The sequence below is a fragment of the Roseburia yibonii genome (assembly GCF_014297335.1).
GTDB lineage: Bacteria > Bacillota > Clostridia > Lachnospirales > Lachnospiraceae > Roseburia_D > Roseburia_D yibonii.
In genome coordinates this window covers 392,303-412,890 of sequence record NZ_JACOQH010000001.1, presented here as the reverse complement: position 1 = coordinate 412,890, position 20,588 = coordinate 392,303, and the positions used below count along the sequence as shown (strand labels likewise).

Here is a 20,588-nt window from a genome sequence, read left to right as displayed (position 1 = left end):
GATGGAACCGCTGGTAAGCATATGTATTCCTGCATATAACAATGCAGCGTACATCAAAGATACGATCGATTCCATATTGAACCAGACCTATAAAAATCTGGAGCTGGTCATCGTAGATGACAAGTCGAAGGACGATACGGTAGCGGTCATAAAGAGCATACCGGATGAGAGAATCCGGCTTTATGAAAATGAAAAGAACCTCGGCATGTCGGGTAACTGGAACCACTGCCTGGAACTCTGCAAGGGAGAATACATCAAGCTGATCTGCGCGGATGATATGCTGGCGCCGGATGCGATAGAAAAGGAAGCGCGGGCGCTGACCGAGCATCCGGATGTGGTTATGGCGGAGAGCGATACTAGGCTGGTCGATCTGAACGGAAAGTACAAAGGATGGTACCGCAGATACCGCACGAAGGGCGTGGAGAGCGGAAAGAAGATTGCGAGAAAAGGGTTCTTTTCCCAGAATTATTTCGGCGCGCCGCTCGCGAACATGTTCCGGAAGAGTGTGCTGGATGAAGTCCACGGATTTGATACGAACTACTATTATATTCTGGATTACGATCTCTGGGTGCGCATAGCGTGCCTTGGAAATGTATATATTATACATGAACCGCTGAATTTTTTCCGGGTGCGGAACGATTCCAATACCGGAGAGGTCATGGCGGGGGATAAGACGGAAACTTATGTGAAGGAACACCGGTATCTGGTGGAAAAACACGCGAAAGAGCTCCATATGTCAAAAGTTGAAGTGGAACTGAGCGTTTTGATCCGCAGACTCCGCAACTTCGCGGGTTCTGTTTATCTGAAGCTTTTTGTACATGACTAACATTCTTGGATGGAAGAGGGATGCATGAAAAAACTGGCGATCATTCCGGCATACAATGAGATGGGGAATATAGAGAAGACAGTAAACGATATCAGAGAGAATGCAAAGAGTTTTGACTATATCGTGATCGATGACTGCTCGACCGATGATACCGCAAAGATCTGTGAGGAGCAGGGATTTTCGTTTATCAGTCTGCCGACCAATCTCGGGATCGGCGGCAGTGTACAGACCGGATATCTCTACGCGGTCAAACATGGCTATGAGATCGCGGTTCAGTTTGACGGGGATGGACAGCATAATGCGTCTTATCTCGAAGAAATGGCAGAATACTTAAAAGAACATGACCTCGATATGCTGATCGGTTCACGCTATATCAAATGCCAGGGCTTCCAGTCTTCCTTTGCGAGAAGAATGGGCATCCGCTATTTTACATTTCTGATCCGGCTGCTCACCGGAAAGCGGATCACCGATCCAACCTCAGGTATGCGCATGGTAAATGAGCGGACCATGGAGCTGTTTGCCAGAAAGTATCCGAGAGCTTTTCCGGAGCCGGAGAGCCTTACGATGATCTTAAAGCGCAGATACCGGGTGGAAGAGATACCGGTGATCATGAATGAACGGAAAACGGGAAAATCATCCATTTCCTTAAAAAAATCCGTGGAATATATGTTTCAGGTGACGATGGCAGTGATCCGCGCAGCCTTTCAGTGACAGGAGGAAAACGCATGAAGAATGAAAAACTGGTAAACCGTGTGTTGATCGTGCTCATCATTGCGCTGACAGCGGCGGCTGTCCGGATGATGCTTCGCATTTCAAGACTGGAAAAACAGGAGAAATGGCTTGCCCAACGCGTGGCACTTCTTAACGAAAAAACGCGCCATTGAACATTTGTAAGTAATATGTTATAATAAAAAAACTTGAAAATTAAGGAGGAAGTACTAAATGAGAACTTATTTAGTAACGGGAGGAGCCGGATTTATCGGTTCAAACTACATTCACTACATGTTTCGCAAATATGACAATGAGATTCGTATCATCAATGTCGATGCGCTGACATATGCAGGCAATCTGGAAAATTTAAAAGACATTGAAAATAGAGACAATTATACATTCATCCGCGCGGATATCACGGACAAAGAGGCGATCACAAAGATCTTTACCGAAAATGATATTGACCGCGTGGTACATTTTGCTGCAGAAAGCCATGTAGACCGCAGTATCAAGCATCCGGAAGTATTTGTAAATACAAACGTACTTGGTACCGCTGTTATGTTAAACTGCGCAAAGGCAGCATGGGAGCTTCCGGACGGCAGCTTCAGGGAAGGAAAGAAATTCCTTCATGTATCTACCGATGAAGTATACGGTTCTCTGCCGGATGATGGTACAAGCTATTTCTATGAGACAACACCATATTCTCCGCACAGCCCGTACTCTGCGAGCAAGGCATCTTCTGATCTGTTGGTAAAGGCATATGTTGACACATATCATTTCCCGGCAAACATCACAAACTGCTCAAACAACTACGGACCTTACCAGTTCCCGGAAAAACTGATCCCGCTTATCATCAACAACGCACTGCAGGGCAAGAAGCTTCCGGTATACGGTGACGGTATGAACATCCGTGACTGGTTATATGTAGATGACCATGCAAAGGGAATCGACATGGTACAGGAGAACGGACGCCTGGGCGAGACCTACAACATCGGTGGACATAACGAAAAACGCAATATCGAGATCATCAATATCATCTTAGATACCTTACAGGAGATCCTGCCGGATGATGACCCGCGCAAGAAGAATGTAAGCAAAGATCTCATTACTTATGTAGAAGACCGTAAAGGACATGACAGACGCTACGCGATCGCTCCGGACAAGATCAAAGCTGAGATCGGCTGGGAACCGGAGACTATGTTTGCGGAAGGTATCAAAAAGACGATCCGCTGGTATCTGGATCATGAAGACTGGATGAAGAATGTAACAAGCGGTGACTACCAGAAGTACTATACCGATATGTATGAAGGACGCTAAGCAGCCAAGAAAAATGGGGAGCGTACAGATGGAGGAAACAAATGGCTAAGAAAAAAATTCTGGTAACAGGAGCAAACGGATATATTGGAAGACATGTGGTCACAGCTTTACTGGACATGGGCTGTGAAGTCATTGCGTCAGACTTCGCTTTTGACGGTGTGGATGAACGCGCGATCCGCAATGAAACACCAATCTTTAGTGATGATCCGGAGCTCTTTGACAAAATGGGCAGACCGGATGCCTGTATACACATGGCCTGGCGCAACGGATTTCAGCACAATGCCGAGACACATATCACAGATCTGCCAAACCACTATCTGTTTTTAAAGAACATGATGGAGGGCGGATTAAAGCAGGTCGCAGTCATGGGTACCATGCATGAGATCGGTTACTGGGAAGGCGCGATCACAGAAAACACGCCGGCAAACCCGATCTCCTTATACGGGATCGCGAAAAACGCGCTGCGTCAGATCACGATACAGCTCGCAAAGGAGAAGGGAGTTATTTTGCAGTGGCTTCGCGCATACTACATCCTCGGAGATGATTTAAAGAACAATTCGATCTTCTCCCGGATCGTGAAACTGGAACAGGAAGGAAGCCCTACGTTTCCATTTACTTCAGGAAAGAATAAATATGACTTTATCAATGTAGATGAACTCGCGGCACAGATATCTGCCGCAACCATCCAGACCGAAGTACAGGGGATCATCAACTGCTGTACCGGAAATCCGGTCTCACTGGCAGACAAGGTGGAAGAGTTTATCAAAGAAAAGAATTACAAGATCAGACCTGAGTATGGAGCTTTTCCGGACAGACCGTATGATTCACCGGGCGTCTGGGGAGATCCGGAAAAAATCAATCAGATTATGAAAAATTGTTAAAGCTGGAGGATGAGCAGATGAAAGGTATTATACTTGCCGGAGGTTCCGGTACAAGACTGTATCCATTGACAAAGGCAATATCAAAGCAGATCATGCCGGTCTATGACAAGCCGATGATCTATTATCCGTTATCAACACTGATGCTGGCGAACATCCGTGAAGTGTTGATTATTTCAACACCGCGTGATCTTCCGGTATTCAAGGAACTGCTTGGGGATGGATCCCAGCTTGGAATGGACATTCAGTATGCGGTACAGGAGAGCCCGAGAGGACTTGCGGACGCATTTATCATTGGTGCGGATTTCATCGGAAATGACGCAGTTGCGCTGGTGCTTGGAGACAATATCTTCTATGGACAGAGCTTCTCAAAAGTACTGCTTTCCGCATCAGACCGAGTGGAAAACGAAGGCGGAGCAACAATTTTCGGATATTATGTAAGAGATCCGCGTGAATACGGCGTGGTAGAATTCGATGAGAATGGAAAGGCACTTTCCATCGAAGAAAAACCGGAAAAACCGAAGTCTAATTATGCGGTTCCGGGACTGTACTTCTATGACAACAGTGTTGTGGAGATCGCGAAGAATGTAAAACCGTCCGCCCGTGGTGAGATCGAGATCACAAGTGTCAACAATGAATATTTACAGAGAGGAACACTTTCCGTAGAGACACTCGGACGTGGATTTGCATGGCTCGATACCGGAAACCATGACATGCTCCTTGCAGCTGCGGATTTTGTATCTGCGATCCAGAAACGTCAGGGCATGTATGTTTCCTGTATTGAAGAGATTGCGTTTAAACGCGGATTCATAGACAAAGAACAGTTGATCCAGTTGGCACAGCCGTTACTGAAGACCAATTATGGAAAGTACTTATTAGAAATTGCAGAAGGTTTATAAAGCTTGAAACTGTTCGCTGGGATTGGTAAAACTGCCATTATATGGCGTTTTGCCGGTTTCAGCGAAATTGTTATGTTTAGAATTAGAAAGAGAGGACATTGGAAATGGGAAAAATTAAAGTAACATCAGATTGCAACGGAATTGAAGGATTAAAGGTAATTGAGCCGGCAGTATTCGGAGATGCCAGAGGCTATTTCATGGAAACATACAACTACAACGATTTCAAAGAAGCAGGCATTGACTGTGAATTCGTACAGGACAACCAGTCTTCTTCCACCAAAGGTGTTTTAAGAGGACTTCATTTCCAGATCAATTTTCCGCAGGACAAGCTGGTTCGCGTGGTAAACGGAGAAGTATTTGACGTTGCGGTCGATTTGAGAAAAGGATCCAAGACCTTCGGAAAGTGGTACGGCGTGGTTCTTTCCGCAGAAAACAAAAAGCAGTTCTTTATCCCGAAGGATTTCGCACATGGATTTATCGTATTAAGTGATGAAGCAGAATTCTGCTACAAAGTAACGGACTTCTATCATCCGAATGATGAGGGCGGACTGATGTGGAATGATCCGGAGATCGGAGTGGAATGGCCGATGCCGGAAGGAATGACAGAGAAAGATCTGATCTTATCCGATAAGGACAAAGTACATCCTTCTTTCAGCGAGTATGTAAAGAACCAGAAGTAAGAGGTAGGCTATGAATAGCACAATAGAAAATTTCAAAAAATATAAGCCGCTGCTTTTCGAGCTGGTCAGCAGAGATCTGAAAACGAAATATCGCAGGTCCGTATTGGGAGTTCTCTGGACTGTTTTAAATCCGCTCGGAATGATGTTAGTTATGACGGTTGTATTTTCCACTGTTTTCCGTCAGAACATCGAGAATTTCCCGGTATACCTGATGTGTGGACAGCTGGTGTTTAACTTTTTTAATGAAGCAAGTAATATGGCAATGACATCTATTCTGGGAAATGCCTCACTGATCAAGAAGGTGTATGTCCCGAAGTATTTGTTCCCACTGTCCCGTGTGTGTTCAAGTCTGGTCAACATGCTGACATCCTTTATAGCGCTGATCATTGTTATCATTGTTACCCGGACACCGGTGACATGGACGATCATCACAGCGGTATTTCCGGTTTTGTATGTCAGTATGTTTGCGTTTGGTGTTGGACTTGTCCTTGCGACAGCAGTTGTGACATTCCGGGATCTGCAGCATCTGTATGGTGTTGTGATCACGGCATGGCTGTATCTGACACCGATCTTTTATCCGATTTCCATGCTGCCGGAGTCGATCGGACGCCTTATCAAGCTGAATCCGATCACGTCGTTTGTGGAATTGTTGCGTTATGCTGTTTTATATGACTCTCTTGCACCGTTAAAATATCATGCATATTCGATTGCCTGGTGCGTCCTTGTGGTAGGATTTGGGTTATACATTTTTAACAAGAAACAGGATAATTTTATTTTGAAATTGTAGGAGATACTTATGGAACAGGAAACAGTGATTGAAGTTAATGACGTATCACTTGAATTCAGATTGTACAAAGAAAAAGTAGACAGTATAAAAGAATACTGTATCAAATTCTTAAAGCACGAGCTGGCGTATGAGAATTTCTGGGCGTTAAAGAATGTCAGTTTTGATGTGAAACGTGGAGAGGCGGTCGGTCTGGTTGGAAAGAACGGCTCCGGAAAAAGTACGATGCTAAAGGTGATTGCGGGAGTTATCAAACCAACGTTTGGAACCGTGTCGGTAAAAGGCTCAGTCGCGCCTATGATCGAACTGGGTGCCGGATTTGACTCGGAACTGACTGCGAGAGAAAATATCTTCTTAAACGGAGCGATACTTGGTTATCCGAGAGAGCTTCTGGAAGAAGAAGCGGGACATATCATTGAGTTCGCTGAATTGGAAGATTTCGTGGATGTACCGATCAAAAACTATTCTTCCGGTATGATCACCCGTCTGGGATTTGCGATCGCGACAGTAACAATACCGGATATCCTGATCGTGGACGAGATCTTATCCGTGGGAGATTTCAAATTTCAGAATAAGTGTGAGGAACGTATCCAGGAGATGCGTGACAGAGGAACGACACTCCTTTTGGTATCCCACAGCACGGAACAGGTAAAGCGTATCTGTAACCGCGCGGTTCTGCTCAGAAAAGGAAACATGCTGCTTGAAGATGATGTAAACACGGTTTGTAATATATATACCAAAATGTAGGAAAAGGATTAACGATTATGATTTTAGATTCAGCAAATGCGAAAAGGCTCATTTTATACTTTATGTATGATAAAGACGGAATTGTGGATGACTATGTTCCGTATATGCTGCGTGAATTGAAGAAAAATTCGACAGAGATTCTGGTCGTATGTAACGGAAAGCTGACACGGGAAAGCCGTGAAAAACTGCAGGAAGTTACACCTAATGTTCTGGTCAGAGAAAATAAAGGTTTTGATGTCTGGGCGTATAAGACAGGACTTGAATATTACGGATGGGACAAGATCAGATCCTTTGACGAAGTGATTATGATGAACTTTACGATCATGGGACCGGTATATCCGTTAGAAGAGATGTTTAAAACCATGGATCAGAGAGATCTGGATTTCTGGGGCATCACGATGTTCCATGAATACAAGGAGGGGGATCCGTTTGGCACGATCCCATATGGTTATATCCCGAATCATATCCAGTCTCATTTTATCGCAGTGCGTAAACCGATGTTAAACAGCCTGGAATATCAGATGTACTGGGATCACATGCAGATGATCCATGATTACCGGGAAGCGGTCGGCTGTCATGAGGCAATATTTACAAAGAGATTTGCAGATGCTGGATTTAAATGGGATGTTTATGCGGATCTTGAACCGGATTACAACAATCATCCGATCCTCTGCGCGACAAAACGTATGCTGGAAGAGAAACGTTGTCCTATCTTTAAGAGACGTTCTTTTATGCAGAACTATGACAATATTCTGACAGATACGGTCGGCGAAAATGCGATCGAGACCTATAAATTTATCAAGGATCACACCGATTATGACGTGGACATGATCTGGCAGAATATTTTGCGACTGGAAAACCAGGCGGACATCAAGAAAAACATGCAGCTTAATTTTGTCCTTCCGGAAGACATTTCAAAACCGGTGGACGAGATCGTGAAAAAGAGAAAGATCGCTTTGGTGCTGCATTTCTATTTTGAAGATCTGGCAGACTATTGCCTGCATTATGCGCAGTCCATGCCACCGGAAGCGGACATTTATGTTACGACCGGTTCTGAGAAAAAGAAAGAGCTGATCGAGAAAACATTTTCTGTACTGCCGAATAAGGTAAAGGTGATCCTGATCGAGAACCGTGGACGTGATGTCAGTGCCCTGCTTGTAGGAACAAAGGATTTTATCATGGATTATGATTATGTGTGCTTTGTTCATGACAAGAAGGTCAAACAGTTAAAGCCGGATACGATCGGTGCCGGATTTTCCTACAAATGCTTTGAGAACTTACTGGCAAGCAGAGATTTTGTAAACAATGTACTTTGTGCGCTGGAAGAAAACCCGAGAGCCGGATTGCTTACGCCGCCGCCGCCAAATCATGGTGATTACTATATCACTGTTGGACTGGAGTGGGGCAAAAATTATAAGATCACAAAGAAACTGGCGAAGAAACTCGGAATTACTGTGCCGATCTCAAAGGATAAAGAACCGATCGCTCCGCTTGGAACCATGTTCTGGTTCCGCCCGAAGGCGATGAAGCTGCTTTTTGACCAGGATTGGGAATATACGGATTTCCCGCCGGAACCGAACAAGACTGATGGTACGCTGCTTCATGCAGTAGAACGCATTTACAGTTATGTGGTGCAGCAGGAGGGCTATTATCCGGGCTGGCTGTTTTCTGAAAAAGGCGCAAGAATTGAAGTGACCAATCTTCATCACATGCTGCGCAATTTGAACACGGTCGTATTTTACGAAGGATCCGGAGCCGGAAATGGCGAGGAAGTGATACGCAAAGCGAAGGTGGCTTTTCAGGAATGGCGTTATTTTTCCGGACTTGCCCCGGAAGATGTCGCGATGAGCGCGAAGCTGTATCTGAAAGAGGAAAATAAGGATTTCGATGAAAACGACACCTGTGTTACGGAATCTAAGATTACGGCAAAAGCAGAGTTTGTTTATGAAAAACTGAGTGAATTTGGAAAAGTCAAAGAACTTCGGTGGGATCCGGGAGAAAGAGCGGGAATCGTGATCAATGATTTTACCGTGACGGTATTTACCGAGGACGGAAAAGAGATTGTAAAGACGGTTGAAGATGTAGAAAGCTCGGCGATCGTTTTGGATAATGAACTTGTATTTGTCACAAAAGATCCGAAGGTCTTTATCACGCTGGATGAGCCGGTAGAGATCCGCAGTGTTGTGATCACGGCAAACGTACTGAGCAAGATCCCGCAGGAGTATATCGATCGTACCAGACAGAAATTTGAGATGCTGCGTCAGAAAGAGATCATGCTGCAGCACAAGGATCTTCAGCTTGAATCGATGCAGATATTACTGGATCATGCAAGAAGACCGATCAAACAGAAAATCATTGATAAGATATTAAGGAGAAATTAAAGAGAGGGATTAATATGCAGATAGCGGTATTTCTGGAAATAGACAAAGATCATGCGCCGAAATATATGGATGCATTTGAAACAAGATGCCGTCAGGCAGTCAAAGAACAGGCGTGGGTCATAGCTTCGAAAGAATATGCAGACAAACTGCCGGAAGAAGAAAAGGGAGATTACCTGAAGGTGATCCCGGAAGATATTCTGAAAGAAGTAGACGAGAATGTTGAACAGGCGGCGGATCGCGCGACATTGCTCGTTATTCAGCGGAATGAGAAATTTGAAAACTGGCTTTTGGAGCTTTTTGGGGAAGATGCGGCAGGTGCTGAGTCGATCCTCGCGAATGGAACCTATGGCAGTATAAAGCATGTGGCAGAAGAAAAACATATCGCGTTTTATGTGGAACAGAGCAGAAATAATGTGCAGAGCGGCGAAGATAAGAGCAGCTACTATCAGAACAAGGTGGAATTGCTGGAAAACAATCTTTCTGTTTTGAATGAGCGTTATAAAAACGTGAATGAGTCTTACTACAGTCTGCGTGAATATACGACCTCAACAGAGAATTACATGAAAAATCTGCAGGTGCATGCGACAGAACTGGACAATGAGCTGCAGGCAGTGACAGCAGAAAACGAGCAGTTAAAAGCCCAGGTGAAAGAGATCGAACAGATGCGCAAAGAAAACAAAACGACACTTGAATTATATCAGGGCGTATTAAAGGAACTGGATGAGAGAAAAGTGGAGGTGCTTGAGTTAAAGAGCAAGTATCACAGAAGATAGACGGGAGAAGCAGAGCATGAAAAAAGAAAGAATATTCTACCTTGACTTTGTGCGTGCGATCGCGGTGGTTCTGATCCTGATGACGCACTACAATGCGGTTTACCTGTATGCGGGACAGCCGGACAAGGTGTTTATTACAGCACAGATTGGAAATATTTACATCGGAAACTTTGGCGTATCGCTGTTCTTTATCATATCCGGAGCGGCGCTTATGTATGTATATGATGAAAAGTGTGAACTGATAAATTTTTACAAAAAACGCTTTTTGTCCATTTACCCGATGTTCTGGATCGCCTATTTTATCGCGTTCCTGTATCAGTTTTATGTCAACAAGGGAATCGACCTGACGGTGCCGAAACGCAATATCTTATTGACAATTTTGGGCTTTGACGGTTATTTCGCGGCGGTGATACCAACGTTTTACATTTTGGGCGAATGGTTTTTGGGCTGCATCATTTTGATCTATATTGTGTTTCCTTTGCTTCGGTATTTGATACGGACACATCCGGTGCTGCTTGCGGTCGTGGCAATGGTTCTGTATGTGATATTTTTATTGATTCCACGGCGGCTGAATCCGGTGGAAGTGCTGCCACTGCGTATCCCGGAGATCCTGTTTGGTATGTACTATATCAAATACATAAAAAAGATCAAGTGGCCGGTAGCGCTTGGCGCGCTGGCAGTCCTGGTGGTCAATACGATCGTGGCGCCGCAGTTTGATGTCACGATCCAGACGACGTATATCGGGATTTCCGCGTTTCTGGTGCTCGCGTTTATTTCGGATTATCTGGACTTCGCGGGGGTGCACCGGTGCTGTTCGGTGATCAGCAAATATTCCTACGCGGTTTTTCTGGTGCATCATGTCATTATCATGGCAATGATGGGAACCTTTGATCTCACACAGATCTCAAGGTTTTACAGCTATCTGCTGTTCCTTGCCTGCTGTGTCGTGATCGCGCTGTTCGCGAAACTGTTGTATGAACTGCATGGAGCAGTGATGAAAGAGATCTCTCTTTTCCATAAAAAATAGTAATAAGACCAGAAGTTGCTCTGGTCTTATTTGCTGTAAAATGGGAAATGGCGGAAAATGGCGCAAAACGGCTTGTGTGTAGTAAAATTTTGTAGTATTATTAAAATGTTTGGAGTAATGGGGAATGTAAAAAATACGATGAATGGAGAATATATGAAAGTAGTTATTTTAGCAGGTGGATTTGGTACAAGAATCAGTGAAGAGAGTTATCTGAAGCCGAAGCCGATGGTCGAAATCGGTGGAAAGCCGATTTTGTGGCATATTATGAAGTATTATTCGTCTTTTGGGTTTCATGAGTTTGTAATCTGCTGTGGATATAAGCAGCATGTGATCAAGGAATGGTTTGCGGATTATTATTTACATAACAGTGATATTACCTTTGATTTTTCACAGGATAATAAGATGACCGTTCATAATAATGTGGCAGAGCCATGGAAGGTTACCCTGATCGACACGGGATTAAATACAATGACCGGTGGACGTATCAAGCGGATCCGCGATTATGTCAATAATGAGCCGTTTATGCTTACATATGGCGATGGAGTGTCCGATGTGGATCTGAATGCATTGTTAAAGTTTCATCAGTCACACGGAAAGATCGCAACGATGACAGCAGTAAATATTGGTCAGCAGTTTGGCGTGATCGAGATCAATAAAGAAGGAACGATCGAGAAATTCCGTGAGAAGAATGAAGGAGACGGAAATGTGATCAATGCCGGCTATATGGTATTGAATCCGGAAATATTTGATTATATAGATGGAGATGACACTGTTTTTGAGAAAGCTCCGCTCGAACGGCTGGCGGCAGAAGGTCAGTTAAAGGCGTATATGCATCCAGGATTCTGGAAATGCATGGATACAAAGCGTGATAAAGATATGTTGGAAAAGATGATCCAGGAGAAACAGGCTCCGTGGATGGTATGGGAGAAATAAAAATGGCAGATTTAAGTTTTTACAAAGGAAAGAAGGTACTGATAACCGGGCATACCGGGTTTAAAGGATCCTGGCTTTGCAGGATCCTGGTTGGAGCCGGGGCTGAAGTGACGGGATATTCCCTGAGTGCTCCTACGGAGCCGAACCTGTTCGCACTGTGTGATGTGGAGGGACATATGAATTCAGTGATCGGTGATATCCGTGATCTGGATCATCTGGCAAAGGTGTTCGCGGATACACAGCCGGAGATCGTATTTCATCTGGCGGCACAGCCGATCGTCCGCGATTCTTACAAGGATCCGGTCTACACTTATGAGACGAATGTAATGGGAACGGTGAATATCTGTGAGTGTGTCCGCCGGAATTCCTGCGTAAAATCTTTTTTGAATGTCACGACAGATAAGGTGTACAAGAATAACGAGTGGGAATGGGGCTATCGTGAAAATGAACCGCTTGATGGTTACGATCCGTATTCGAACAGCAAATCCTGCTCGGAGCTTGTGACACACAGTTATATCAATTCCTTTTTTAACGATATGGAAGTCGCAGTGTCAACGGCACGCGCCGGTAATGTGATCGGAGGCGGGGACTTCGCGAATGACCGTATCATTCCGGACTGTGTGCGCGCGGCGGGAACAAAGACAGATATCATTGTACGCAACCCGCATTCGACAAGACCATATCAGCATGTATTAGAGCCGCTTGCAATCTATCTTGCGATCGCGGAGATGCAGTATCAGGATAAGAAATATGCGGGATTTTATAATGTGGGACCGGATGACCGCGACTGTATTACGACCGGGCAGCTGGTGGATCTGTTTTGCGCGAAATGGGGCGAGGACATGAAATGGGTAAACCGTTATGACGGAGGCCCTCATGAGGCGAATTTTCTGAAGCTGGATTGCTCGAAGATCAAACGCGTTTTCGGATGGAAACCGCGCTGGGGCGTGGAAGAGGCCATTGAAAAGACCGTAGAGTGGTCGAAGGTATATTTCACGAAGGGTGATATACCGGCGTGCATGGATGCACAGATCAAAGAATTTTTTGAATAAGGAGAGTATAAGATGTCTAAATGGACAAGTGAAGCGGAAGCAAGAAATCAGATCAAGGATCTGGTAAAAGATTATTATGAAGCGTTTAAAAAACCGGAACAGGAAAAAGAATTCAAACCGGGAGACCGTCTTTCCTATGCTTCCAGAGTATATGATGAAAAAGAAATGTGCAGTCTTGTTGATGCGGCACTGGATTTCTGGCTGACCACAGGAAGATTTTCAGATGAATTTGAAAAGAAATTCGCAGAGTGGATTGGCGTTAAATTCGCAAATCTGGTAAACAGTGGGTCTTCTGCAAATCTGATCGCGTTTATGGCACTGACAGCACCAGAACTTGGAGAACGCCAGATCAAAAAAGGCGATGAGATCATCACGGTAGCATGTGGATTCCCGACAACAGTAACGCCGGCGATCCAGTATGGAGCAATACCGGTATTTGTAGATGTGACGGTACCTCAGTATAATATCGATGTGACAAAACTGGAAGAGGCATACAGCCCAAAAACAAAGGCAGTTATGATCGCACACACACTTGGAAATCCGTTCGACTTAAAGAGTGTGCGTGAATTCTGTGACAGACATAACTTATGGCTGGTTGAGGATAACTGTGACGCACTTGGAACACAGTATACAATAGACGGGGAGACCCGCTTTACCGGAACCTGGGGAGATATTGGAACATCCAGTTTTTATCCGCCACATCATATGACAATGGGTGAGGGCGGCTGCGTATATACAAATGACCCTCTTTTAAACAGATTGATCAAGAGTTTTCGTGATTGGGGACGCGACTGTGTCTGCCCATCAGGAATGGATAATCTTTGCGGACATCGTTTTGATGGTCAGTATGGAGAATTGCCACAGGGATATGACCACAAATATGTATACAGTCATTTTGGATACAACCTTAAAGTTACAGATATGCAGGCGGCAGTCGGAGTGGAACAGTTAAAGAAATTCCCTTCCTTTATTGAGGCACGTCGTCATAACTGGGACAGACTGCGTAAAGCACTCGAAGATGTTCAGGACAAACTGATCCTGCCGGAACCGGCAGAAGGAAGCCGCCCGTCATGGTTTGGATTTCTGCTGAGCGTCCGGGAAGAGAGTGGACTGGATCGCAACAAAGTTACCAGATACATTGAGGATCATAATATCCAGACAAGACTGCTGTTCAGCGGAAACCTGATCAAACATCCGTGTTTTGACCAGATCCGCGGCACGGACGCATATCGGGTGGTTGGAGACCTCGAAACCACAGATTTCGTTATGACACACACATTCTGGGTGGGTGTATATCCGGGAATGACGGATGAGAAAATTGATTATATGGCACAAATTATTAAAGAGGCAGTAAATCAGTAAGGAGTTTATATGGGTGAATTAAAGTTATTGGATTGTACATTACGCGATGGTGGCTATGTGAACGACTGGGAGTTTGGACATAACAATCTGGTAAGTATATTTGAGCGTCTGGTAGATGCAAACGTAGATGTGATCGAAGTTGGGTTTCTGGATGATCGCAGACCGTTTGATATCAACCGCAGTATTATGCCGGATACAGACTGCATGGAGAAGATCTATGGAGGATTGGACCGCAAGCAGGCGATGGTAGTAGGAATGATCGATTATGGTACCTGCAAGCTGGAGAATATCAAACCATGCGCGGAGTCTTTTTTAGATGGTATCCGTGTGATTTTTAAGAAACATCTGAGAGAAGAAGCGTTAGCGTACTGTGCGGAATTAAAGAAACTTGGTTATAAGGTGTTTGCGCAGCTGGTGTCTGTGACCAGTTATGAAGATGATGAGATGATGGATCTGATCCGTCTGGCAAATGAAGTAAAACCGTATGCGGTATCCATGGTAGATACCTACGGATTGATGCACCAGAACAATCTGAAGCATTATTTTAGCCTGTTAAATGAACATCTGCTTCCGGAAATCGGGATTGGATATCATGCGCATAACAACTTTCAGATGGGCTATGCGAACTGTATTGAGATGCTTTCCCACAAAGTAGACCGTATGATGCTTGTGGATGGTACGATCTACGGAATGGGTAAGAGCGCTGGAAATGCGCCAATCGAGTTAGTTGCCATGCATATGAATGATGTTTATGGAAAGAATTATCAGATCAGCCAGTTCCTTGAAGCAATCGATTCGAACATTACCAGTTTTTATACACCGGCAACCTGGGGGTATAATATGTTCTTTTATCTGGCAGCTTCGAATGACTGCCATCCAAACTATGTGTCCTTTTTGATGGATAAGCGGACACTGTCGGTAAGCTCGATCAATGAGATCCTTGGAAAGCTTCAGGGAGAAAAGAAACTGCTTTATGATAAGAACTATATTGAGCAGCTTTATAAAGAATATCAGGATGTTGTAGTGGATGATGAGAAAGATATCGCAGCATTGAGAGAAGCGTTTGCAGACAGAGAAGTGCTGATGATCGGGCCGGGAACCAGTGCCAATACCAAGTGTGACGCGATCGCGGAGGTAAGTGACAGAAGAAAACCGATCGTGATTTCTGTTAATTTTATTCCGGAAAAACCGTCCACGGATTATATCTTCCTCAGCAATTCCAAGCGATATGTGCAGCTTGCAACGGCATTGTCTTTGAAGGAACACTCATACAAAGTGATCGCAACATCCAATGTCACGAAAACAAATGGAAAGTTTGATTATACATTAAATTACAGCTCTTTGATCGACGAAAAGGCGGAGATCATCGATGATTCTTTCATCATGCTTTTGAAAGTTATGAAAAAACTTGGCGTCAAGAAGATCCTGCTGGCGGGCTTTGATGGCTATGCAGGTGGAACAAAGCCGAACTATGTTCAGGCTGATATGGAATATCATTTCACCGATGAGCAGGCGTTGAAACTGAACCAGTATGTGTCAGACATATTAAAGGACATGAAAGAGGATATGGATTTTGAGTTCGTGACAGATTCTCTCTATGAAGCATAGGTGAGAGTATGAACGGACTGGGACATAAAATATGGATTATTTTGGAACAGATAGCTAAAACAGTTTTGTTTTGGCTATTTGGTCTATTTAAAATTAAAATTTCAGATGAGCAGTGGGAAAAATTCATGCAGTTTGTGAAATTTGCCTTTGTCGGAGTGGGTAATTTCGTAATTTCGTATGGGGTTTATCTCTTTTTCCTGTGGATACATTCGCCTTGGATCGTGGGGAGTGTTGCAGGATTCTTGATCAGTGTGTTAAATTCATTTTACTGGAATAATAAGTATGTATTTAAAGTAGAATCAGGAGAAAAAAGAGTCTGGTGGAGAAGCCTGGTAAAAACGTATATGTCATATGCTTTTTCGGGTCTGATCCTTACCAACATACTGTTGTTTCTCTGGAACAATATTCTGAGTTTACCTGAGTTTGTCGGGCCAATTTTAAATTTAATAATAACAACACCTATAAATTTCCTGTTAAATAAATTATGGGCATTTAAGGCGAATGGAAAGGAAAAAGAATAAAATGAAAATGAAGTTATCAGATTATGTTGCGGATTTTTTGGTAAAAAACGGTATTGATACAATGTTTATGATCACCGGTGGCGGAGCGATGCATCTTGATGACAGCCTGGGGCATAAAGAAGGACTGCATTGTGTATACAATCATAATGAGCAGGGATGCTCTGTGGCAGCGGAAGGTTATACACGTCTTACAGGTAAGCTGGCGGCGGTATGTGTCACAAGCGGACCTGGTGGAACCAATGCAATCACCGGTGTACTGGGCGGCTGGTTAGATTCCATACCGATGTTTATCCTTTCCGGACAGGTAAAAAGAGAAACAACGACCTGGTCTACTGATGTGCCGATCCGACAGCTTGGAGATCAGGAGTATCAGATTGTAAAGAGCGTGGAACCGATGACAAAGTATGCGGTTATGGTTACAGAGGCAAATGAGATCGCATATCACCTGGAAAAAGCCCTGTATCTGAGCAAAGCCGGACGTGGAGGTCCTGTATGGCTGGATATTCCGTTAGATATTCAGGCAGCGCCGATCGAAACAGAAGAACTTCTGCATTTTGATCCGAAAGAGTGTGAAAAAGACGAAGAACCGCCAAAAGTAGAGACGGCTGCCGCTGAGGAGATCATAAAAAGGATCAAAGCGGCAAAAAGACCACTGATACTTGCGGGAACCGGAATACGTCTTGGAAAAGCACATGATGAGTTCATACGTCTTATCGATAAACTGCAGATCCCGGTTGTGACGGCGTGGAATGCGCATGATGTGCTCTGGGATGAACATCCATTGTATGTTGGAAGACCGAGTACAGTAGGAAATCGTGGTGGAAACTTTGCAGTAGGCAACGCAGATCTGGTACTTACACTGGGATGCCGCCTGAATATCAGACAGATCAGTTATAATTATAAAGACTGGGCGAAGAACGCGTATAAAATCGTTGTGGATATCGACAAAAATGAGTTGAATAAACCAACGATCGCACCAGATATGAAAGTGCATGCAGATGTAAAGGATCTGATGGGAAAACTTTTAGAAGTTTCTTATGACGGCACCACACAGGAACAGAAGGAATGGCTTGCTTTTTGCAGAAAGACAAATGAAAAGTACCCGACGGTATTGCCGGAGTATTATGAATCCAAGCAGTTGAATCCTTATGTATTTTTGCGCAAACTGTCTGAGGCGTGGAAAGAGGGAGATGTTGTGGTAACCGGCAACGGAAGTGCCTGCGTTATTACATTTCAGACGGCTGAGATTAAGAAAAATCAGAGACTGTTTACCAATTCCGGCTGCGCAAGTATGGGATATGGTCTGCCGGCAGCTTTGGGATGCTGCATCGCAAGAGGAAAAGATCGCGTGATCTGTATTGATGGAGATGGAAGTCTGATGATGAACCTTCAGGAATTGCAGACGATCCATTACAACAACTGCAACATGAAACTTTTTGTGTTGAATAATAATGGGTATCATTCCATACGTCAAACACAGAATAATCTTTTTAAAGATGGACTGATCGGCGTTTGCGATGGAAACGGGGTGAATTTCCCACCGTTTGATAAACTGGCAGACACCTTTGGATTTACATATTTTAAAATTGATTCTCTGGATGGGATCGAGGCAAAACTGGAAGAGGTATTGAATGCGGACGGACCGGTTTTATGTGAAGCTGTTCTGGATGAAACACAGTATTTTGCGCCGAAGCTTTCTTCTAAGGTACTGCCGAGTGGAAAGATCGTATCACCGCCACTGGATGATATGTTCCCGTTCCTGGACAGAGATGAATATGAGGCTAATAAATTACAGTAGTACGGAAGAGGTATTGGATGAGTAGAATCGCAATTTTAGGAGCACGGGGTTTTGTTGGAAAAAACCTCGTGGAACATTTGACGGGAAAGCATACAGTATTTGCAATTACGAGAAATGAAATAGATCTTCTGGATGAGATCGCAGTGCAAGAATTCTTAAAGGAGCAGAAGATCGAGGTCGTGATAAACTGCGCAAACCAGGGTGGGTCGAGAAAGACCGGATATGATGTGCAGACAGCCAGTGTTATCGGAAATAACTTAAAAATGTTTTTTAACATTGAAAGATGTTTGACTCCGGATATGAAGATGATCAATTTTGGAAGTGGTGCACAGTACAATAAAGCCAGGGATCTGGTAAAGGTCAAGGAAGAAACAATCGGAGATGTGATCCCGAAGGATGACTATGGATATAGCAAGTATGTGATGTCAAAGTACATTCAGGCAAAGGGCGCAAAGAATATTTATAATCCGATCATTTTTGGTTTGTATGGACAGAAAGAGGATTACACGTTCAAATTTATTTCCAATGCCATCTTAAAAAATATCCTGAACATGCCGATCGTAATTAACCAGAATGTGGTTTTTGACTACCTGTATCTGGGCGATTTTTTGCGGATCATCGATGCGATGATAGAAAAAGATTTTGCGTATCAGGAATTTAATATTACGCCGACAGAATCGATCGATCTGGTATCGATCGCAAAGATCATCAATACATGTGGTGATCACGAAAGTGAGATCATTGTAAAGAATGACGGCCTGAATTTTCAGTATACTGCGGACAATACAAGACTGCGGAAAAATATCGGAACAGAATTTGAATTTACATCCTATGAAGATGGAATAAGAGAACTGTATCAGTATTATCTCTCACATCTGGATGAACTGGATCTGGATGCAGTGAGACAGGATGAACTGATTAAATATTGTAAAACGAAGAAGTAAATGAAGTAGTACAGATTGGGTTGAATTATGATTTTGAAGCCGAAAAAGCTTATATTTGAAAAATTTTCGTTGAATGGGAAAAAATTGAGCAGTGATGTAAAAATATTACATATATACTTTGTAGCCATGTTGGGATTTATCCTGGCTGGTATTGTAAACATCTTTGTGTCAAATGGAAACGCGATATATGATATGCTGATCCCAAATATGAACAATCATTATTGGGATCTCATAACGAGTATTTTTCATAATTATGCCGGAATGCCTTACGAGGAAGGCGTGATATATCCACCGGGAGCGAACATAATATGTTTACTTTTAAGTAAGATGTTTTCTCTGGAATCCTATATGGATGGAATCAATGCGATGAGAGACAGCCAGATAGGAATGCTGGTAATCATGTGGTTCTTACTGTTTACAGTAACACTGTTTATTTCCCTGATCTGTTATCAGTTTCAGGGAACCAGAGCGGAAAAGCTCTGTCTGGTACTGACAATTCTGCTCAGTGCACCGTATGTCCGTGAGATCTCAAAGGCAAATCTGGTGATGGTTAGTGTAATATGTGTTTATATTTTTATATTATTCAAAGACCATGAAAGTGTTTTTACGAGGGTGCTGGCGTTTGTAGCGCTGTCAGCTGCGGTGGCGCTGAAAATATACCCTGTCTTTTTGGGAATCTTATTGTTACGCGAAAAAAGTGCAAAAAAAATATGGGGATGTATTGGGTGTGGGATAGTTGTGTTTTTTGTCCCTTTTTTTGTGTTTGGAGGTTTGCATGGTGTAGTATTGATGCTCCAGAACATATTTAATACAACATCTATTTTTAATGACAGTGGTTTGGGATTTAAGATAGATATCACAAATACGATCAATATTGTGGGAGATCTGTTTCATTATGGTGGCAATATACGAAGGGTAGGAACTTGTTTCAATTATATTTTTCTGATTTTGGGTTTTGTGATGTCGCTTTTTGTACAGGAAGAATGGAAAGCAGTTACTTTACTCTCGTTACTGACATTGTCTTATCCAACGTTCAGCGGAAGTTACGGGATTTTGATCTTGGTTCCGGCACTGATTATGTTTTTAAATACAAAACCGGGGATAACACATGAAAACATGGCGTATATTCTGCTGTTTGTACTGCTGTTTGCGCCAATGTTTTTTGGAGGACAGAATATACTGCCAGCGCTGGACGGAGAAGTCAGGATAAATCTATTCACATTGACCGAGAGTGTTGCCATAATCCTAATGGAGATGATGCTGATCTTTGATGGATTAATAAGAATGATCTGCTTGGTAGGTAAGAAAATAAAAATGAAATAGGATGAAAATGGTGGAGTTATAGTA

20 protein-coding genes are annotated in these 20,588 nt (G+C 43.5%); all 20 read left to right on the top strand.

Annotated features, from left to right (window positions below; genetic code table 11):
* The first annotated feature begins 1 nt into the window (after nt 1).
* The 20 genes from H8Z76_RS01990 (at nt 2) to H8Z76_RS01895 (ending at nt 20,564) form a co-directional block, all read left to right on the top strand.
* The gene (locus H8Z76_RS01990) at nt 2–826 is read left to right on the top strand and encodes a glycosyltransferase (protein WP_186981500.1); all 825 of its coding nucleotides are present in this window, start codon (nt 2–4) and stop codon (nt 824–826) included.
* A gap of 24 nt (nt 827–850) precedes the next feature.
* On the top strand, nt 851–1,537 hold the full coding sequence (locus H8Z76_RS01985; protein ID WP_186981499.1) for a glycosyltransferase family 2 protein: 687 nt from the start codon (nt 851–853) through the stop codon (nt 1,535–1,537).
* A 14-nt stretch (nt 1,538–1,551) separates the two neighbouring features.
* A complete protein-coding gene (locus H8Z76_RS01980) occupies nt 1,552–1,710 on the top strand; it encodes a DUF2304 family protein (RefSeq protein WP_022516606.1) in 159 nt (52 codons plus the stop codon).
* Between the two features lie 58 nt (nt 1,711–1,768).
* Complete coding sequence (gene rfbB, locus H8Z76_RS01975; RefSeq protein ID WP_022516607.1) at nt 1,769–2,854, top strand: dTDP-glucose 4,6-dehydratase; 1,086 nt, start codon at nt 1,769–1,771, stop codon at nt 2,852–2,854.
* A gap of 41 nt (nt 2,855–2,895) precedes the next feature.
* Nucleotides 2,896–3,735 (top strand): NAD-dependent epimerase/dehydratase family protein, encoded by an 840-nt coding sequence (locus H8Z76_RS01970; protein ID WP_186981498.1) that lies wholly within the window; start codon nt 2,896–2,898, stop codon nt 3,733–3,735.
* 17 nt (nt 3,736–3,752) lie between these two features.
* Nucleotides 3,753–4,631, top strand: a complete 879-nt coding sequence (gene rfbA, locus H8Z76_RS01965; protein ID WP_147617847.1) for a glucose-1-phosphate thymidylyltransferase RfbA — start codon at nt 3,753–3,755, stop codon at nt 4,629–4,631.
* A gap of 104 nt (nt 4,632–4,735) precedes the next feature.
* Nucleotides 4,736–5,311, top strand: coding sequence for a dTDP-4-dehydrorhamnose 3,5-epimerase (rfbC, locus tag H8Z76_RS01960; protein ID WP_147617848.1), 576 nt, complete (start codon nt 4,736–4,738; stop codon nt 5,309–5,311).
* A 10-nt stretch (nt 5,312–5,321) separates the two neighbouring features.
* Nucleotides 5,322–6,098: an ABC transporter permease gene (locus tag H8Z76_RS01955; RefSeq protein ID WP_147617849.1), complete on the top strand. Its 777-nt coding sequence runs from the start codon at nt 5,322–5,324 to the stop codon at nt 6,096–6,098.
* A 9-nt stretch (nt 6,099–6,107) separates the two neighbouring features.
* Entirely contained in the window at nt 6,108–6,842 is a 735-nt protein-coding gene (locus tag H8Z76_RS01950; protein WP_147617850.1) for an ABC transporter ATP-binding protein, read from the top strand.
* Nucleotides 6,843–6,859: 17 nt separating this feature from the next.
* Entirely contained in the window at nt 6,860–9,223 is a 2,364-nt protein-coding gene (locus tag H8Z76_RS01945) for a rhamnan synthesis F family protein (RefSeq protein WP_186981497.1), read from the top strand.
* Nucleotides 9,224–9,237: 14 nt separating this feature from the next.
* Nucleotides 9,238–9,996, top strand: a complete 759-nt coding sequence (locus tag H8Z76_RS01940) for a hypothetical protein (protein WP_186981496.1) — start codon at nt 9,238–9,240, stop codon at nt 9,994–9,996.
* A 16-nt stretch (nt 9,997–10,012) separates the two neighbouring features.
* A complete protein-coding gene (locus tag H8Z76_RS01935; RefSeq protein ID WP_186981495.1) occupies nt 10,013–11,023 on the top strand; it encodes an acyltransferase family protein in 1,011 nt (336 codons plus the stop codon).
* Nucleotides 11,024–11,176: 153 nt separating this feature from the next.
* Nucleotides 11,177–11,956, top strand: coding sequence for a glucose-1-phosphate cytidylyltransferase (gene rfbF, locus H8Z76_RS01930; protein WP_186981494.1), 780 nt, complete (start codon nt 11,177–11,179; stop codon nt 11,954–11,956).
* Nucleotides 11,953–13,008, top strand: a complete 1,056-nt coding sequence (gene rfbG, locus H8Z76_RS01925) for a CDP-glucose 4,6-dehydratase (RefSeq protein WP_334299044.1) — start codon at nt 11,953–11,955, stop codon at nt 13,006–13,008. The genes rfbF and rfbG overlap by 4 nt, the downstream gene beginning before the upstream one ends.
* Nucleotides 13,009–13,020: 12 nt before the next feature.
* The gene (rfbH, locus tag H8Z76_RS01920; protein WP_186981492.1) at nt 13,021–14,370 is read left to right on the top strand and encodes a lipopolysaccharide biosynthesis protein RfbH; all 1,350 of its coding nucleotides are present in this window, start codon (nt 13,021–13,023) and stop codon (nt 14,368–14,370) included.
* A gap of 9 nt (nt 14,371–14,379) precedes the next feature.
* Nucleotides 14,380–15,978: an aldolase catalytic domain-containing protein gene (locus H8Z76_RS01915; RefSeq protein ID WP_186981491.1), complete on the top strand. Its 1,599-nt coding sequence runs from the start codon at nt 14,380–14,382 to the stop codon at nt 15,976–15,978.
* Nucleotides 15,979–15,986: 8 nt separating this feature from the next.
* Nucleotides 15,987–16,499: a GtrA family protein gene (locus H8Z76_RS01910; protein ID WP_186981490.1), complete on the top strand. Its 513-nt coding sequence runs from the start codon at nt 15,987–15,989 to the stop codon at nt 16,497–16,499.
* A 1-nt stretch (nt 16,500) separates the two neighbouring features.
* Nucleotides 16,501–18,297 carry a thiamine pyrophosphate-binding protein gene (locus H8Z76_RS01905; RefSeq protein ID WP_186981489.1) on the top strand — a complete coding sequence of 599 codons (1,797 nt, stop codon included), beginning with the start codon at nt 16,501–16,503 and terminating at the stop codon, nt 18,295–18,297.
* Between the two features lie 17 nt (nt 18,298–18,314).
* Nucleotides 18,315–19,241 carry an NAD-dependent epimerase/dehydratase family protein gene (locus tag H8Z76_RS01900; RefSeq protein ID WP_147617859.1) on the top strand — a complete coding sequence of 309 codons (927 nt, stop codon included), beginning with the start codon at nt 18,315–18,317 and terminating at the stop codon, nt 19,239–19,241.
* 33 nt (nt 19,242–19,274) lie between these two features.
* Entirely contained in the window at nt 19,275–20,564 is a 1,290-nt protein-coding gene (locus tag H8Z76_RS01895; RefSeq protein ID WP_186981488.1) for a glycosyltransferase 87 family protein, read from the top strand.
* The last annotated feature ends 24 nt before the right edge of the window (nt 20,565–20,588 follow it).

Excerpts from the sequence above, each read along its gene's own strand:
- H8Z76_RS01990 (WP_186981500.1), top strand. The coding sequence starts at position 2 with ATGGAACCGCTGGTAAGCATATGTATTCCTGCATATAACAATGCAGCG.
- H8Z76_RS01985 (WP_186981499.1), top strand. The coding sequence starts at position 851 with ATGAAAAAACTGGCGATCATTCCGGCATACAATGAGATGGGGAATATA.
- H8Z76_RS01980 (WP_022516606.1), top strand. The coding sequence starts at position 1,552 with ATGAAGAATGAAAAACTGGTAAACCGTGTGTTGATCGTGCTCATCATT.
- rfbB (WP_022516607.1), top strand. The coding sequence starts at position 1,769 with ATGAGAACTTATTTAGTAACGGGAGGAGCCGGATTTATCGGTTCAAAC.
- H8Z76_RS01970 (WP_186981498.1), top strand. The coding sequence starts at position 2,896 with ATGGCTAAGAAAAAAATTCTGGTAACAGGAGCAAACGGATATATTGGA.
- rfbA (WP_147617847.1), top strand. The coding sequence starts at position 3,753 with ATGAAAGGTATTATACTTGCCGGAGGTTCCGGTACAAGACTGTATCCA.
- rfbC (WP_147617848.1), top strand. The coding sequence starts at position 4,736 with ATGGGAAAAATTAAAGTAACATCAGATTGCAACGGAATTGAAGGATTA.
- H8Z76_RS01955 (WP_147617849.1), top strand. The coding sequence starts at position 5,322 with ATGAATAGCACAATAGAAAATTTCAAAAAATATAAGCCGCTGCTTTTC.
- H8Z76_RS01950 (WP_147617850.1), top strand. The coding sequence starts at position 6,108 with ATGGAACAGGAAACAGTGATTGAAGTTAATGACGTATCACTTGAATTC.
- H8Z76_RS01945 (WP_186981497.1), top strand. The coding sequence starts at position 6,860 with ATGATTTTAGATTCAGCAAATGCGAAAAGGCTCATTTTATACTTTATG.
- H8Z76_RS01940 (WP_186981496.1), top strand. The coding sequence starts at position 9,238 with ATGCAGATAGCGGTATTTCTGGAAATAGACAAAGATCATGCGCCGAAA.
- H8Z76_RS01935 (WP_186981495.1), top strand. The coding sequence starts at position 10,013 with ATGAAAAAAGAAAGAATATTCTACCTTGACTTTGTGCGTGCGATCGCG.
- rfbF (WP_186981494.1), top strand. The coding sequence starts at position 11,177 with ATGAAAGTAGTTATTTTAGCAGGTGGATTTGGTACAAGAATCAGTGAA.
- rfbH (WP_186981492.1), top strand. The coding sequence starts at position 13,021 with ATGTCTAAATGGACAAGTGAAGCGGAAGCAAGAAATCAGATCAAGGAT.
- H8Z76_RS01915 (WP_186981491.1), top strand. The coding sequence starts at position 14,380 with ATGGGTGAATTAAAGTTATTGGATTGTACATTACGCGATGGTGGCTAT.
- H8Z76_RS01910 (WP_186981490.1), top strand. The coding sequence starts at position 15,987 with ATGAACGGACTGGGACATAAAATATGGATTATTTTGGAACAGATAGCT.
- H8Z76_RS01905 (WP_186981489.1), top strand. The coding sequence starts at position 16,501 with ATGAAAATGAAGTTATCAGATTATGTTGCGGATTTTTTGGTAAAAAAC.
- H8Z76_RS01900 (WP_147617859.1), top strand. The coding sequence starts at position 18,315 with ATGAGTAGAATCGCAATTTTAGGAGCACGGGGTTTTGTTGGAAAAAAC.